Annotated in this window: 13 protein-coding genes; 7 read left to right on the top strand and 6 right to left on the bottom strand. The window is 52.2% G+C overall.

Annotated features, from left to right (window positions below):
- Positions 1 to 141: 141 nt before the first annotated feature.
- Positions 142 to 1,002 (bottom strand): D-amino-acid transaminase, encoded by an 861-nt coding sequence (dat, locus tag ACFOUO_RS15635; RefSeq protein WP_380706073.1) that lies wholly within the window; start codon positions 1,000 to 1,002, stop codon positions 142 to 144.
- Between the two features lie 295 nt (positions 1,003 to 1,297).
- On the opposite strand from dat, the gene ACFOUO_RS15630 reads away from it, so the two are divergent.
- A complete protein-coding gene (locus ACFOUO_RS15630; protein WP_380706072.1) occupies positions 1,298 to 4,639 on the top strand; it encodes a vitamin B12-dependent ribonucleotide reductase in 3,342 nt (1,113 codons plus the stop codon).
- A 36-nt stretch (positions 4,640 to 4,675) separates the two neighbouring features.
- Here the strand turns inward: ACFOUO_RS15630 and ACFOUO_RS15625 are convergent, their stop codons facing one another.
- The gene (locus ACFOUO_RS15625) at positions 4,676 to 5,359 is read right to left on the bottom strand and encodes an SGNH/GDSL hydrolase family protein (RefSeq protein ID WP_380706071.1); all 684 of its coding nucleotides are present in this window, start codon (positions 5,357 to 5,359) and stop codon (positions 4,676 to 4,678) included.
- Between the two features lie 91 nt (positions 5,360 to 5,450).
- Here ACFOUO_RS15625 and ACFOUO_RS15620 point away from each other — a divergent pair, with 91 nt between their 5' ends.
- A complete protein-coding gene (locus ACFOUO_RS15620) occupies positions 5,451 to 6,272 on the top strand; it encodes a metallophosphoesterase (RefSeq protein WP_380706070.1) in 822 nt (273 codons plus the stop codon).
- Between the two features lie 71 nt (positions 6,273 to 6,343).
- Here ACFOUO_RS15620 and recQ read toward each other — a convergent pair whose 3' ends face one another.
- The 3 genes from recQ to hutH all read right to left on the bottom strand — a co-directional run bounded on the left by recQ (position 6,344) and on the right by hutH (position 11,811).
- Positions 6,344 to 8,473: a DNA helicase RecQ gene (recQ, locus tag ACFOUO_RS15615; protein WP_380706069.1), complete on the bottom strand. Its 2,130-nt coding sequence runs from the start codon at positions 8,471 to 8,473 to the stop codon at positions 6,344 to 6,346.
- A gap of 226 nt (positions 8,474 to 8,699) precedes the next feature.
- Positions 8,700 to 10,127: an NAD(P)/FAD-dependent oxidoreductase gene (locus ACFOUO_RS15610; RefSeq protein WP_380706068.1), complete on the bottom strand. Its 1,428-nt coding sequence runs from the start codon at positions 10,125 to 10,127 to the stop codon at positions 8,700 to 8,702.
- 151 nt (positions 10,128 to 10,278) lie between these two features.
- The gene (hutH, locus tag ACFOUO_RS15605) at positions 10,279 to 11,811 is read right to left on the bottom strand and encodes a histidine ammonia-lyase (protein WP_380706067.1); all 1,533 of its coding nucleotides are present in this window, start codon (positions 11,809 to 11,811) and stop codon (positions 10,279 to 10,281) included.
- Between the two features lie 263 nt (positions 11,812 to 12,074).
- Between hutH and ACFOUO_RS15600 the strand changes: the two genes are divergently transcribed.
- The 5 genes from ACFOUO_RS15600 to ACFOUO_RS15580 all read left to right on the top strand — a co-directional run bounded on the left by ACFOUO_RS15600 (position 12,075) and on the right by ACFOUO_RS15580 (position 15,268).
- Positions 12,075 to 12,539 carry a hypothetical protein gene (locus tag ACFOUO_RS15600; protein ID WP_380706066.1) on the top strand — a complete coding sequence of 155 codons (465 nt, stop codon included), beginning with the start codon at positions 12,075 to 12,077 and terminating at the stop codon, positions 12,537 to 12,539.
- A 138-nt stretch (positions 12,540 to 12,677) separates the two neighbouring features.
- A complete protein-coding gene (locus ACFOUO_RS15595; RefSeq protein ID WP_380706065.1) occupies positions 12,678 to 13,238 on the top strand; it encodes an NADPH-dependent FMN reductase in 561 nt (186 codons plus the stop codon).
- 135 nt (positions 13,239 to 13,373) lie between these two features.
- Positions 13,374 to 13,808 (top strand): transcriptional regulator MntR, encoded by a 435-nt coding sequence (gene mntR / locus ACFOUO_RS15590; protein WP_380706064.1) that lies wholly within the window; start codon positions 13,374 to 13,376, stop codon positions 13,806 to 13,808.
- 91 nt (positions 13,809 to 13,899) lie between these two features.
- Positions 13,900 to 14,877 (top strand): patatin-like phospholipase family protein, encoded by a 978-nt coding sequence (locus tag ACFOUO_RS15585; RefSeq protein WP_380706063.1) that lies wholly within the window; start codon positions 13,900 to 13,902, stop codon positions 14,875 to 14,877.
- Between the two features lie 13 nt (positions 14,878 to 14,890).
- The gene (locus ACFOUO_RS15580) at positions 14,891 to 15,268 is read left to right on the top strand and encodes a protease complex subunit PrcB family protein (protein ID WP_380706062.1); all 378 of its coding nucleotides are present in this window, start codon (positions 14,891 to 14,893) and stop codon (positions 15,266 to 15,268) included.
- Positions 15,269 to 15,284: 16 nt separating this feature from the next.
- Here ACFOUO_RS15580 and ACFOUO_RS15575 read toward each other — a convergent pair whose 3' ends face one another.
- Positions 15,285 to 15,623, bottom strand: coding sequence for a hypothetical protein (locus ACFOUO_RS15575; RefSeq protein WP_380706061.1), 339 nt, complete (start codon positions 15,621 to 15,623; stop codon positions 15,285 to 15,287).
- Positions 15,624 to 15,644 lie beyond the last annotated feature (21 nt).

Raw genomic sequence — 15,644 nt, 5'->3', positions numbered from 1 at the left:
ATTCTTATCCATAATGAAACACCCTGTCCGAGCATGATGGACAGGGTGTTTCGTGTAGTTAAGATCCTTTTTGCTGATATAAGGCCCGAATTTACCAGGGTTTAAAAGGGAAACCCCTTGGAATCTTCTTGGGTGTTCATGTTATGATAGACCGGTTCCCGATTGATGAGGAAGTCCGATGTATGCCTCGAAAGCCTGCTGTAATTTACGGGTGATCGTACCGGGAACACCTTTGGCTACAGGTTTCCCGTCGATAGCGACAACTGGGGAGACTTCCGTGGTGGTACCCGTGACAAAGACCTCATCCGCATGGAAAAGGTCATCGACATCCGCCGCCTCTTCTCTGACCGGAATTCCCAGTTCGTTTGCCAGTTCCAGGACAACCTGACGCGTAATTCCGTGAAGGATCAAGTTGTCAGCAGGATGGGTAAAAAGGGTGCCGTCTTTGACGAGAAAGACGTTGGTGGCGCTGCCCTCAGTCACCATTCCGTCGCGATGCTGAATCACTTCCTGACAGCCAGCCTCGACCGCTTTCTGTTTGGCGAGTACAGCACCGAGAAGATTCAGGCTCTTTATGTCACAACGCAGCCAACGGATGTCCTCAGTCAAAATTGTCTTGATCCCTTTCTGCAATGCTTCCAGAGGACGAGGGGCAGACACGGTGTAACCAATCGTTACCGGATGGGAATTTGCAGGGAATGGATGGGAACGGGGAGCCGAACCACGGCTGACCTGCAGATAGACCGTGCCGTCGGTGAGGTTGTTTTTCTTTACCAGCTCCAAGATCCGCTCGCCTAGACGCTCGGGTGTATAGGGAAGGTCGATACCGATCTCTTTTGCGCTGCGCGCAAACCGTTTCAAATGGGGTTCAAGGCAAAAGAGGTTGCCGCCATAGACACGAATCACTTCATAAATCCCGTCACCGAACTGGTATCCCCTGTCTTCGATGTCAACTTGGATGTTTTCTCGGTCTACGAAACGGTCGTTGTATAGGATAGTCATGCTGCCTGCGCCTCCCTCAAAAATTTTGGATTTACTCCAGTTTGCATGATTGTCTGCGGGTTATCAACCGTTTCCAGTGAAAATGGGAAACGCAAACCCCAAAATTAATGGTTTTGCGGAGAGAACCTCCAGCGGTGGTCCCAGTTCTTTCTCCGGCTTCAACATTCAACGAAATTCGGATTTTATTCCATATATAGTAGTGATATAATAGTAGTAAACCTACATATAGCGATTTAAGCATCGGTCGAACCAGACACCATGATCGATCGCAATCAGAGGAAAGAGGGGAATCGGGTTGAAGATCCAACGTTATTTTACCCGCAACAAGCAAGATCCTTTTCAAAGTGTTGAGTTCGTGAAGCGAGACTGCCGTATCACCAACCCCGACGGTTCCGTCGTTTTTGAGATGAAAGGAGCAGAAGTGCCGAAAGCATGGTCCCAGGTAGCTGCTGATATCATGGTCTCGAAGTACTTCCGCAAAGCGGGAGTGCCACAATTCGACGAACAAGGCAATCCTATCAAGGATGAAGAGGGTAATCCCGTCACCGGCCCCGAACAGAGTGCCAAACAGGTGATCCACCGTCTGGCGGGTTGCTGGCGTGACTGGGGGGAGAAGAACGGATACTTCGATTCGGCGGAAGACGCTCAGGCCTTCTACGATGAACTGGTCTACATGCTGCTTCACCAGATGGCCGCTCCCAACTCGCCCCAATGGTTCAATACGGGACTCGCTTATGCCTATGATATAACCGGGAAAGCACAGGGACATTACTATGTGGACCCTGACACGGAGGAATTAAAACAAGGTAAAGACGCATACAGTCGTCCTCAGCCCCATGCGTGTTTTATCCAATCGGTTGAAGATGACTTGGTGAATGAAGACGGCATCATGGATTTGTGGGTGCGTGAAGCGCGACTCTTCAAATACGGTAGCGGTACCGGTACTAACTTTTCCAACATCCGTGGGAAAGGAGAATCCCTTTCAGGAGGAGGAACCTCTTCGGGACTTCTCTCCTTCCTCAAAATTGGCGATCGTGCCGCTGGTGCCATCAAATCCGGTGGCACGACGCGGCGTGCAGCCAAAATGGTCACCCTTGACTTGGATCATCCGGACGTGGAAGAGTTTATCAACTGGAAGTCCAACGAGGAAAAAAAGGTGCGTGCCCTGATCCAGGCTGGCTATGATCCGTCTTTTAACGGAGAAGCCTACGAGACGGTCTCCGGTCAGAACTCCAACAATTCCGTCCGTGCCCCCCATGCCTTTTTCCATGCTTTAGACGAGGATGGAGCTTGGGAGTTGAAACGCCGCACCGACGGCGGAATGGCTAAAAAAGTACCGGCTAGAGAGTTGTGGCGCCAAATCGGACAAGCTGCCTGGGAGTGTGCCGACCCGGGTCTGCAATACGACGGAACGATTAATGAATGGCACACCTCTCCTGCTGGTATGGACGGGCAACTGGGCGCGCGCCACAACCGGATCAACGCTTCGAATCCCTGTTCGGAGTACATGTTTCTGGATAATACGGCCTGTAATCTGGCTTCGCTCAATCTGGTCAAGTTTTTTGACGCCGATGCACGGGCCTTCGATATTCCTGCCTTAAAACATGCCGCTCGCCTGTGGACGATCGTGCTGGAGATTTCTGTGCTAATGGCCCAGTATCCCTCTCGAGCCATTGCCCAACTCTCCTATGAGTACCGTACCTTGGGGCTCGGCTATGCCAACATCGGTACCGTGTTGATGGTTTCCGGTATTCCTTACGATTCCGAGGAGGGACTGGCTGTCACGGGAGCCGTCACTGCGATCATGACCGGCGTTTCGTACGCGACATCCGCCGAGATGGCTAAAGAACTCGGACCCTTCAAGGCTTTTCCCGGCAACCGGGAGCACATGCTCCGGGTGATCCGAAATCACCGCCGGGCCGCGTACAATGTACCGGCTGATGAATATGAAGAGCTGACAGTGAAACCGATGGGTATCCACCCGACTCACTGTCCGCCTGAACTCTTGGAAGCCGCTCGGGCTAGTTGGGATGAAGCCCTGGAATGGGGTGAAAAATACGGTTACCGCAATGCCCAGACGACTCTTCTGGCTCCTACGGGGACCATTGGTCTTCTGATGGACTGCGATACGACTGGAGTGGAGCCGGACTTCGCCCTCGTCAAGTTCAAGAAATTGGCCGGTGGTGGGTACTTTAAAATTGCCAACCAGTCGATCCGTCCGGCATTGAAAAACCTGGGTTATACCCCCGAAGAAATCGGTGAGATTTTGACTTACGTCACGGGTACTCTCACGTTGGAGGGAGCTCCCGAAATCAATCGGGAAATCTTGAAGGAGAAAGGGTTTACCGATGAAGACTTGGAGAAAGTGGAGGGCGTGCTTCCTTCTGTCTTCGAGCTTGCCTTTGCTTTCAATAGTTGGACGCTGGGCGAAGAGACAATGCAACGGTTGGGCTTTACCCCGGAAGAATATCAGGCACCGGACTTCAACCTGCTTCAAGCTCTCGGCTTCACCCGCTCCCAGATCCTGGCCGCCAACGATGTCATCTGCGGTCGTATGACCACAGAAGGGGCTCCCCACCTGAAAGAGGAGCACTACCCTGTCTTTGATACGGCTAATCCCTGTGGCCGGATTGGGAAACGGTTTATCCATTACATGGGGCATCTCAGAATGATGGCCGCCGCTCAACCCTTCCTCAGCGGTGCGATCTCCAAGACGATTAACATGCCCAACGAAGCGACCTTGGAGGATATCCAGCACGCTTATTATGAGGGGTGGAAATTGGGTCTCAAGGCGGTAGCTCTGTATAGGGACGGTTCCAAGAGCTCCCAGCCTCTAAATGCCCGTGGGGATGACAAGGATGAGGAAGAAGAGACATCCTCTGGGGTTGAAGCGCCGGCGGAGGTAGCTGAAAACTTGGCCGCCGCAACGGCTTCGGCTTCGGCAATCGCTACGCAGATGAAAGAGGTCTATGCAAAAGGCCATGTGCCCAGCGTCCGGCGCCGTCTGCCGAGAAAGCGTGAAGGCATTACGCAGGAAGCCCGCGTTGCTGGCCAAAAGATTTTTGTGCGAACCGGAGAATACGAGGACGGCTCTCTGGGAGAAATCTTTATCGATATGCACAAGGCAGGTTCCACGATGCGTGGGATGCTGGATGCCTTTGCTGTGGCTGTCTCTCTCGGTCTTCAACATGGAGTTCCGCTAGAGAAGTACATCAACTCGATGACCTTTACTCGGTTTGAGCCTGCTGGCACGGTCAGCCATCCTAATATTAAGATGGCGACCAGCGTCATTGACTACGTTTTTCGACTTCTCGGTATGGAATATCTGGGCCGGACTGACTTCGTCCAGGTTCCACCGAAGCAGGAGGACCTCCGTATCTACTCCAATCGCTGGAGGCGGGAAGATGCCGTCGAAGAAGAAAAGGCGGCACAAAAGAAAACACCGTCCCATATCCATTCGGAAATGGAGCAGGGTTTGGCAGAAGTGACCGGAGCGACGGAGGTACCCCATGACAATCTGGATGCGATCCGGGCTTCTTCCGGAGCCCCGCTGTGCATCGAGTGCGGAGGCATGACCAAACGGAATGGTTCCTGTTATGTCTGCCTGGATTGTGGTGCCACCACAGGATGCTCCTAAGAGGAGCCCTTTCCTTCACGAAGATTCCCGACCGGACTATCCGGTATGGGAATCTTTTTGTATCGGGATTGTTTCCAGAAGGGCTTCGGTGATCACTTGGTGGCCCGCCAGGTTAGGATGAACGGGATAGCCGCCGGACCCGATCCGGATGTCTGACAAGCGCCCGGTTCGGTAGCCATGGATCAATTGCTTCTCTCTTCCAAGGAAGCGTTCATAGATGTTTACGACAGGAACCCCCCAAATCCGGGAAACCTCTTCGGTTTCTCGATTCAAAAGGGGAACCCAAGTGCTGGAGGATTTGGAATGGGGAAACGGGTTATAAAGATTCAGGGTATAGAGGGGGGACAGGCTAAGGGCTGTCAGTTGGGAATAAATGCGATGCAGGTTGATGGCGTATAAACGGATCGTATGGGGGTAGATTGCTGGGTTTCCAAGAAAAAAATACTTTATATAAGCGTATAAGAGATCGTTCCCTCCGATATCCAAGGTCATGAGGGAGCTTTGCCGGATGGCATGGCGGAGGGCAGGGGATATCGTGAGATACCCGGCTAACTGGGAGCTGGTAAGGCCTTTTTTCCCGGCGTTAATATAGGAAAAGGAGGGATACACTCCGGCCAGCCACCCAGCCAGTTGGGTGGCAAACCCCCGCTTATCGGGTGCCGAATAGCCTGCCGTAATGGAATCCCCTAGCGCCACATAGAGGTAGCGGGATTTTCCCATCGGTTTTCCTCTCGTTTCTTCAAAGGATTGGATGCTCCATCGTATGCTGAACTTGATAGAAAGGGCAGGGCCAACGGGAAGGATCAAAGCCATGGAACTGGGATTTTGGCTTCATCGCGCTCGCTCGTGTTATAATGACATGAATCTGAAGATTGACGTCAGAAAAGGAAGTGGAACCGACTTGAGCCTGTTTGCGATCAGCGATCTCCATCTTTCCTTCAATAAGCCGGTGGGGTTGTATCATATCGACTTTCAAGCAGACATCGACAAACCGATGGACGTTTTCGGGTGGGAACGCCATTATGACCAAGTGCGGGACGCATGGCTGGAGACGGTTGGAGCCGATGACACGGTACTGATTCCGGGGGATATTAGCTGGGCTTTGCGACTGGATCAAGCCCGCTATGACTTTGACTGGATCAATGCCCTCCCGGGAAGAAAGGTGCTGTCTCCGGGAAATCATTGCTATTACGCCCAAAGCAAGAAAAAAGTTCGGGAGACATTGCCCGAAGGGATGGAATGGATCGATGCCGACTACACAGTCGTTGAAGGGATTGTTATTGCCGGTACGCGAGGTTGGAACCTCCCAGGGGAACCGGGGTGGGAGGAGGAGACGGACCGGCGTATTTATGATCGCCAAGTGGGCCGGTTGAAGATGGCTCTCGCATCGGCGGCAAAAGAACATCCCGAAAAAGAACGGATCGTCATGTTGCATTTCCCTCCCGCTACCCCCAAGGTCCCCGATTCGGATTTTATGGAAGTAATGAGGGAATACGGGGTGAAGACCTGTCTTTATGGCCACCTCCACGGTCGATCCCGTCGGGATGTGATTGAGGGCGAGTACGGTGGTGTCATCCTCCAGCTTGTTTCTTGTGATTACCTGGACTTTAAACCGGTGAAAGTGAAGCTATAGTAAAAAGGACGAGCCCCTTCCCTGATTGGGAGGGGGCTCTTGATATCGATGTCGGGGGAATGGGATCTTTTTCATTTCTCCGCTTGTTTTGCCAATACCGCCTTGATTGCAGTGTAAGAAACGTCGGCAGGGAGTATTTCCTTGATCGGACGGAGTTTGGTGCCCCCTGCATCCTCAATAGCCTGAAGGATCAGGGATTCTTGCTCTTCGGGGATGAGCCGGTTCCAATCGACGGAATACCCCTCCTCATAGGCCCGGAACAGGTGGTTGTCCAGGGTAGCGGGGCTAAGATTTCGTTCACGTTCGATCTCTTCCAGTGAGCGGCCTTCCTGCCATAAGCGCCAAGTCGTGAGATGACTCGGCTCCTTTTTCTCCGCTTCTTCTTTAGCGGCGGTCGCTGCTGTTTCCTGGATGGTTGTGTCGGGAGTAATACCTTTCTCTTCTATGTAGTGTCGAATCGCTTCCAGAAATCGGTCGCCATACTTCGTTAATTTTTGCTCTCCTACGCCGCGGACGGCCAGCATTGCTTCCCTGTCCAAGGGACAAATCCGGGCTAGTTCGGTCAGTGTGCTATCCTGAAAGATCATATAAGGGGGTAATTGTTCGGCTTCGGAAAGTTCCTTGCGGAGTTGGCGCAGATTCTCGAACAAGCCTTCCCGGATCGGGGTGGCCTTGGCCTTTCGTTTCTTCACCCGGAGGAACACCTGTCTTTTCCCCTGTAAGACATCGACAGCGGTGGGGGTAAGGGTGAGAACGGGGTATTCATCGTCAGAAACGCGAAGATAGCCCTCTGCTGCCAGGACGTGGACCCGATGGGTGATCTCCTTTTCGGTGTACTCTTTTAAAAGTCCGTAGGTAGGAAGCGTATGAAATCCCATCTCCTTGACCCGTTTGCTGTTGGATCCTTTTAATACTTTGGCGGTCAGGGAGACACCGAAGCGTTCCCGCATTCGCTTCACACAGGAGAAAATCTTTTGTGCCTCGACGGTGATGTCGGTCCGCTCTTCTTCTGCGGTGCAGTTGCCGCACGTTCCACAGGGTTCACCGGGTTCGTCGCCGAAATAGCGGGCAAAGGTTTCTTGGAGGCAGGACTGGGTGTGGGCGTACCGGTACATGACCTGCAGCTTTTGCTGTTCTCGCGCTTTCCTATCAGCAGGGAGCTGAGATTGCTCGATTAAAAACTTCTGGGTGTGGATGTCTGAGGGACTAAACAGGAGGATGCATTCACTTTCCTCTCCGTCCCGTCCGGCACGTCCTGCTTCTTGGTAATAGGATTCCAGGGTACGTGGCATCTGGCAATGGATGACGAAACGAACATTGGACTTATCGATCCCCATTCCGAAGGCGTTGGTGGCTATTATCGCCTGTACGCGGTCGAAGGAGAAATCCTCCTGGGCGTGCCGGCGCTCTTCCTCAGGGATTCCCGCGTGGTATTTCCCCGCAGAAAAGCCCCGTCCGACGAGAAAATGATGCAATTGATCCACTTCTTTCCGAGTGGCGCAATAAAAAATGCCCGGACGGTCAGGGTGTTCCCGCAAATAATTGAGGGCGAAATCCCGGACGTTTTCTCCGTGAAGGACGGAGAAAGAAAGATTTTCCCGCTTCACGCCCGTAATGTAGATATGGTCCGGTGCGAAAGAGAGAAGACGGGCGATGTCTTCTCGTACTTCCTGAGTAGCCGTCGCAGTAAAGGCAGCGATTACCGGTTGTTGGGGCAGATTGCCGATCCACTGGGCCAGGGAACGGTAACTAGGCCGAAAATCATGCCCCCACTGGGAGATGCAGTGGGCTTCATCAATGGTGACAAGAGATAGGGGGACTTGTCGCAGCACCTGACGAAAACGTTCGGACTCTAAGCGTTCCGGCGCAATGTACAGCAATTGGTAGACCCCTCGGGATGCGTCTGCCAACCGGTTTTCCATCTCCTCATGGGAGAGGGTACTGTTGATGTAGGCAGCGGATATACCCAATTGGTTCAGGTTGTCCACCTGGTCTTTCATTAGGGAAATCAGAGGCGAAATAACAAGAGCGAGCCCGTCCATCATCAGGGAGGGGATTTGGTAGCAGACTGATTTTCCGCCCCCTGTCGGCATGATGGCCAGTGTGTTGTGTCCGGTGAGGATGCTGTTCACGATGGCTTCTTGGCCCGGACGGAACGAAGAGAAGCCATAAATCTTTCGCAACAAAGCCAGCGGTGTCAAAAGGAAGCCCCTTTCCTTCAGTTACTTCAAAATCGGCCGGATAAATCGGCTGCGTTTGGGGATCGGACGATGGTCGGATCTCTATGGCTATTGTACCGGATCATGCTGGTGACGTCTAAGAGGCATATCAGGATCAAACGGATCCCTGACTCAAAATAACCGCCTGGGTGAAAGTCTCCGGGGGTATGAAAAAACCCGACAACATGTCGGGTTTTTCTTGATCCCTTTATACGGGCTTTAGAGCCGTTTTTGCAATGTGGCGTGCTACATGGACACCAGCGGCGGAGGCCTGTGCCAGGCCCCGGGTGATCCCGGCTCCGTCGCCGATGGTAAAGAGGCCATCGATCTCTGTCTCGAACTGGGGAGTGAGACGGGGTCGGGCACTGTAGAATTTGGCTTCCACTCCGTAGAAGAGGGTGTGCTCAGAAGCTAGGCCGGGGCTTACCCGGTCCAGTGCTTCCATCATCTCGATCAGTGAATTCATCGTGTTGTACGGGAGGACAAGGCCCAAGTCACCGGGTACGGCTTCGTGCAGGGTAGGCTCAATGAATCCTTCTCGAATACGTTTTTCCGTGGAACGGCGTCCTTTCAAGATATCACCGTATTTTTGGACGATGATGGAACCATTCGATAGGTCATTGGCTCGTCGGCTGATTTCTTTGGCGTATTCGATCGGTTTATTGAAAGGTTCCGTGAAACTATGGGAGACCAATAAAGCAAAGTTGGTATTTTCACTCCCTAAATCTGGATCCTTATAGGAATGGCCGTTGACGTTCATTACACCGGAGTGATTCTCGACGACGACGTGTCCGCTGGGATTGGAGCAAAAGGTGCGTACTCGGGTGCCGACGGAGGAATTAAAGATGAATTTGGCTTCATAAAGGTGTTGGTTGATCTCCTCCATAATTACATCGCTGGTTTCGACACGGACACCGATGTCGACCTGATTGTTACTCATGGTCACCCCGTGATGTCGCAGCAGGTTTCCGAGCCATTCGGATCCGTCTCGTCCGGGAGCGATAATGACCTGGGCCGCTTTGATTTCCTCCCCATTGGCGAGCCGGACGCCTGTGGCACGACCGTCTTGGACAAGGAGCTCCTCCACTTTGGTTCGGAAACGGCACTCCAGCCGGTTCTCCATTGTTTGGAACAAGTTGGAGAGTATTTTCAGGTTTTCTTCCGTTCCGAGATGGCGGACCCGTGCTTTCAACAGTTTTAATCCTGCACCGGCGGCTTGCTTCTCGATGGAGCGCACTTCAGGGGTGGTCGGGTCGGTGATCGCCAGGGTCCCTCCGTGCTCGAGATTGATTTGGTCGACATATTCGATGAGTTCCATCACCTTGGAAGCGGGCAGGTAGTCCTGCATCCAGCCCCCAAACTCGGTGGTCAAATTGAATTTACCATCACTATAGGCTCCCGCCCCGCCCCAACCTGCCGTGATCGAACAGGCTGGCAAGCAACCTGCATAGTCCTTTTTCTTGGTAGGAGGTGGGCATTTAGTGATCCGCTCCTCAAGAATGGGGCAGCGGCGGCGGTGGATATCATGGCCTTTATCGATCAACAGTACTTTGGCATTTGGATGGAGGTGAGTCAGTTCATAGGCGGCGAAGATCCCACTAGGGCCAGCGCCGACGATAATCACATCATAAGCCATCTTGATTCTCCTCTCATTCGCCTTTTGGACGATTTTAACTGAGCGGCCTGAAAGATTATATCACACATAGCCGATAAATACGAACATTATTTTATCGATACATTTATATGTTCGGTTTATGAGAGGGGCCGCTTATGATGGGAAAAGAACATCAACCCTTATCGCTAAGGTACTCCGCTACCGCATGACTGAGGTGGCCTTCCCGGATGAAGGCAGCGGCTTTCTCGATTTCGACACTGGTTTCCCGGTCATCTGTGAGAGGCGGGATGGTGGATCGGAGTAGCCGATAGGCAGCTTCCGTGCCTTCACCCATGGGACCGGAACCGAATTCCAGCGCTTGGGCTGCACAGATCCATTCGATGGCCAGTACCCGGGTGACATTGTCGATTACGGTGTGCAACTTTCGGGCAGCGAAGGCGCCCATGCTTACATGGTCTTCCTGGTTTGCTGACGAGGGGATGGAATCCACCGAAGCGGGGTGGCTCAGAGTTTTGTTCTCCGAGACCAGGGAGGCAGCCGCGTACTGTAGAATCATATAACCGGAATGAAGCCCCCCCTGCTGGGTGAGGAACGGGGGAAGATCGGAGAGTTGGGGGTTGACCAGCCTTTCCGTGCGCCGTTCGGAGATATTGGCCAATTCGGATATAGCGATGGCTAGAAAATCAGCTGTAAGAGCAAGAGGTTGGCCGTGAAAGTTGCCACCGGAGATCACTTCCCCTTCTTCAGGGAAAAGGAGTGGGTTATCGGTGGCAGCGTTCAGTTCACGTTCTACGATTCCCTTCACATAGGTGTAAGTATCCAAACTGGCTCCGTGAACTTGCGGGGTGCATCGGAGGCTGTAGGCATCCTGAACCCGCCGCTCGCCTGGAGCGGTGACGCGACCGCTTCCGCTGAGAAGTTGACGCAGACGAGCAGCACATATCTCCTGCCCAGCCTGTCCCCTCACCTGATGGAGCAGAGGATGGAAAGCATGGGGAATGCCGTTTAGTGCCTCCACGGTCATTGCTGCGATGGTATTGGCTGCGTTTAAGAGATGATGGGTGGCAAGCAGGGCAAGGGAAGAGAGACTGGCCATCATCTGGGTACCGTTGATGAGAGCGAGCCCTTCTTTCGATTCCAGAATAAGGGGGGGAATCTCCAATTCATGGAGGAGATCTTTTGTCTTTCTCTCCTGTCCCTTGAACCGTACAGTTCCTTCCCCGATCAATGGGAGAGCGATATGAGCAAGGGGAGCGAGATCTCCGCTTGCACCGAGGGAACCCTGCCCAGGGACGACTGGGTGGATGCCTTTATTCAGAAAGGTGAGCAGCCGTTCGACAACCAGAGGACGGATGCCCGAGTTACCTTTAGCTAAGGCGTTCGCACGAAGCAACATCATCCCTCTGACTGCCTCCTCGGGAAGAGGAGTGCCAACGCCGCAAGCATGGCTCACGAGCAGGTTACGTTGGAGATCTCGAGCTTGGGATCTGTCGATGACAATATCACTAAACTTACCGAAGCCGGTGGTAATCCCATAAACCGTCCGACCACTCTGGAGAAGATCTTCCACCATCTTCCGGGAGCGTTCCATTTTCCGAATGGCGGTCGGCTCGAGGCGGACGGGTCTCCTGTGGTGAACCACACTTTCAAAGGTATCGAGGGTGAGGGTGTGTCCATCGAGTAACAGTGAATGAGATGTTTGCATTTGTATTCTTTCCTCCTTTATTTCGGGAAAGTGTCCATAGTAAAGGGGGATCAGGTCCATAGTCCTGATCCCCCTTTTTGGGATGGTATGCGCTTGGCTGCCGGCGTTCGGCGGCTTTTTTTTATCATGGCAGTGTACTCCTCTCCCACCGGAACTGTTCCGGTGGATGGCGGGTTTTTTTCTTTGGTTCCTTTTCTGCCCAATCATATAAAAAATACAAGAATAGAATACAAGTAAGGCAGTCAGGAAAGAGGCGAAACGATATGAGTTGTAGTGGCCGGAACCTCCTTGTCAATGGTGGTTTTGCGGGGTTGGCGCCATGGAAAGGGAAGAAGATACGCCTAGTACCCAACCCGGTCAAGCGTAAGGATACTTCCGTCCGGATCGGGAAAAGAGGGTTTTTGTACCAGAATGTATCGGGCTCTTTCGAACACCAATGCGCCTATTATTTATATTTCCGCATCTTCAATAAACATTCCTCCCCCCCTCAGCCGCAACTTTATGCCGTCGTATCATGGCTGGACGAGGGAAAACGCTTGCTTCGTTCCACACCTCTACTGGTGGAACCCGCTCATCCTGCGGAACCCCGATTCACTTCTTATTTTACCATTGTTCCTCCCCCGCCGGTGGGAACTCGAATCCTCTCCGTCGTTTTTTTAGTAAAAAAAGCGCCCCTACTGGTGGATTACATCTCCGTATTATCGAAGGATGTGCTACCCTCTACCTAATTTAGACGCCTTTTCCAGGCGTTATTTTTTTTGTGGAGAGCTTGCGTTGGATTGTGACCCAGCTTGGCTTATAATGAGAGAAGCAGGTGCTTCCTGCGGGTATCATTCGATGATTTTGACAGTACGGGAGGGCCCATCTTGAAAATAATCGCTGTTTCTGGAAGCATGAATGCCACTTCAACGACTCGGCAGGCGGTGAAGATCATTATGAAAGCGGCCGCAGAAGCAGGGGCCGATACGGAATTGATCGATCTTCGGGAATGGGACTTACCCATGTACGACTGTCGGCCCGATGAGAACACCTATCCTGAACGGGTCCATACATTCCGGAAAAAAATGCTGGATGCAGACGGGTTCATTCTCGGGTCTCCCCAGTATCACGGAAGCATCACCGGTTGCCTAAAAAACGCTCTCGATTTTATCGGAGCGAGGGAGCTGGAGGGGAAATTCGTTGCTCTTGTCGGCACTGCTGGTGGGATGATGGGAGCAACGGATACCTTGAATACCTTAAACATCATTTGCCGCACCCTACATGCTTGGCCGCTGCCGTCAATGCCCTCAGTACCCCGGTCCTATGATGCATTTCTTCCTGACGGCAATCTAAAGGATGAAAAATTGCAACAACGCATAGAAACCTTGGGTGAACAACTTGTACGGGCGATTCGCCAGAATAACGGGGAACTCTTGGCGGGGAAATAGAGCCGATCATAAAAGATTTGTCCTCACGCCCGCTAGATGAGTACGGATATGATATACTTTCCATGCAAGCATTTACCCTGGTAGCGATCCCGCACCATTCGGGACGGGGATGGAGATTGGATAGGGGGAAGGATCATGCCGACGCCGAGTATGGAAGACTATTTAGAGAACATTTATAAGCTCATTGACCAAAAAGGATATGCCAGGGTTTCCGACATCGCCGAAGCGTTGGACGTTCATCCTTCTTCCGTTACGAAGATGGTTCAAAAGCTGGATCAGTCAAAATATCTGATATACGAAAAATATCGTGGGCTCGTGCTGACCCCGAAAGGGAAGAAGATCGGAAAGCGGTTGGTGGATCGGCACACGCTCCTGGAGGAATTCCTGCGGATCATCGGAGTGGAAGAAGAGCTGATCTACAACGACGTGGAAGGAATCGAACACCATCTTTCCTGGGATTCCATCACCAGCATCGAATATTTGGTAGAATACTTCCAGAAGAATCCAGAACGTATCGAGGAACTTCGGTCGCTGAAGGAAGCTGATGAGGTGGAAGATGAAAACCCCTGAGTATCGCAGACCCTGCGGTGTTCCGGGGGTTTTTTTTGTTTGCACGACATATAGATAGAAACAGCAGTAACAGGCTGGGGGATCTATGGAGGTGAGAGAAATTCGAGCGGATGCGGTATTAGAAGGAGGAGGCATCAAAGCTTTTGGTTTGATTGGAGCATTGAGTGTGGCGGAGGAAAAGGGGTATGAGTGGAAACGGCTGGCAGGGACATCAGCGGGTTCGATTATCGCTTCTCTATTGGCTGCAGGATATCGGGCCCATGAACTATACGATTTGTTAGCCCATCATGATTTCACCCTATTTACGCCGATCTCTTGGTACCATCGAATTCCCGTGATGGGTCCTTATGCCGGGTCCAGTGCCAGGCTTTTGTTAAAAAAGGGGCTTTATTCTGGGAAGCCTTTGGAGCAATGGGTGGGAGAACTGCTGGCGAAAAAGGGTGTGTACAGTTTCACAGACTTGAAGGACAAGGAACTGTCCATCATCGCTTCAGACATCAGTCGGGGTCGCCTCTTGGTGTTACCGAAGGATCTGGAGGAATACGGTTTACCCGCAAACCGCCTGACAGTAGCAAGAGCAGTACGGATGAGCTGTTCAATCCCGCTGTTCTTTGATCCAGTTAAAGTTCCGCACCGCACCTCGAAGAAGCCGAGCTATGTTGTGGACGGCGGTGTACTAAGCAATTTTCCAGTCTGGCTGTTTGACCAAGAGAATCCCCGCTGGCCTACCTTTGGTTTTCGTTTTTTATCAGATGCCGCCGGAGATCCCCGGGAGATCGGGGGGCCGATCTCTTTGATTCGGGCTATGTTCATCACGATGTTGGACGCCCACGATAACCGTCACATCAAAGAACAGGATCGAGTACGGACGATCCAAGTCCCCAGTATGGAGGTGAAAATGACGGAATTTGACCTGAGTACGGCCAGGAGAGAATCCCTCTTTCAAGCGGGGGTGAAGGCAGCACGCGAGTTTTTTAACAACTGGAACTTCCGTCAGTATCTCACTTATCGGGGTTGCACCGATTTAAAGAGAGTCAGTTTCCGAAGGAATAACACCAAACCGAGTTGAGGAGGGGGAAGTGTTGGCTGAAGGGAATGACGGCTTTTTATGCCGGACGGTGTCCCTAAGAAAAGAAAAAAGGCTGCATGGTTCGGTTCGGGAGTGGTTGGCCGCGGCGAAGAGGGATAGGGGTATCTATAGCAAAAAGTATGGGGGAGTTCATTACCTGCTCATTTCATCGGGAATGAAGCCGAATCAAGGCTACCGATTGGTCTTGGAGAGGGTTGAAAGAGAGCCGCGGCCCAAGGTTCTTGTCAGAGAAGTCAGCCCTCCGGAGGGAGGGATGTATCCTCAGGTACTAACCTACCCGTATCTGGTTCTACAAGTAAAGGGGCAGCTCCCTCAGGTGTTGGATGCTTCCACAGGGGAGCTCTTTATCCAGGAGGAGGAAGGCCCATAAAAAAAACCCAGTTTTTTCACTGGGTTTTTGTGTTTTGGGGTGGATCGCTGCCGGGCGTTTTTTTATTTCCATCGATTACCCGAAAAGCCCGTTGTTTTTTATTGTATTTTTTCTTTTGTTTAGAGGGGGTGCCGCTGGCTTTGTTTTTCTTTTCCCCGAGCCGGGGATGACCGCTATTTCGAGGGTAACTAAGCCGAATGAGCCAACGTGGCGGATACTTGTAGAGATAAGTGACGGCACCGATGATGGCGAGAATTCCGATGACCATGAAGGGTCGGTTCACGAGCATCTGAACCAGGCCGATCGCAAGGAGCGTCAATAAAACCATTCGCCAGATTTTTTGTTTTGGACTCAACATGGCATTCTCCCTCGTTTC

The sequence above is a fragment of the Salinithrix halophila genome (assembly GCF_042650125.1).
Classification (GTDB): domain Bacteria; phylum Bacillota; class Bacilli; order Thermoactinomycetales; family DSM-45169; genus Salinithrix; species Salinithrix halophila.
The sequence above is the reverse complement of the archived record's forward strand: the minus strand, read 5'-3'. Positions and strand labels throughout refer to the sequence as shown.

Bases quoted from the DNA above. Each gene is read 5' to 3' on its own strand.
- dat (WP_380706073.1), bottom strand. From the start codon at position 1,002: ATGACTATCCTATACAACGACCGTTTCGTAGACCGAGAAAACATCCAA.
- ACFOUO_RS15625 (WP_380706071.1), bottom strand. From the start codon at position 5,359: ATGGGAAAATCCCGCTACCTCTATGTGGCGCTAGGGGATTCCATTACG.
- ACFOUO_RS15620 (WP_380706070.1), top strand. From the start codon at position 5,451: ATGGAACTGGGATTTTGGCTTCATCGCGCTCGCTCGTGTTATAATGAC.
- ACFOUO_RS15610 (WP_380706068.1), bottom strand. From the start codon at position 10,127: ATGGCTTATGATGTGATTATCGTCGGCGCTGGCCCTAGTGGGATCTTC.
- hutH (WP_380706067.1), bottom strand. From the start codon at position 11,811: ATGCAAACATCTCATTCACTGTTACTCGATGGACACACCCTCACCCTC.
- ACFOUO_RS15600 (WP_380706066.1), top strand. From the start codon at position 12,075: ATGAGTTGTAGTGGCCGGAACCTCCTTGTCAATGGTGGTTTTGCGGGG.
- mntR (WP_380706064.1), top strand. From the start codon at position 13,374: ATGCCGACGCCGAGTATGGAAGACTATTTAGAGAACATTTATAAGCTC.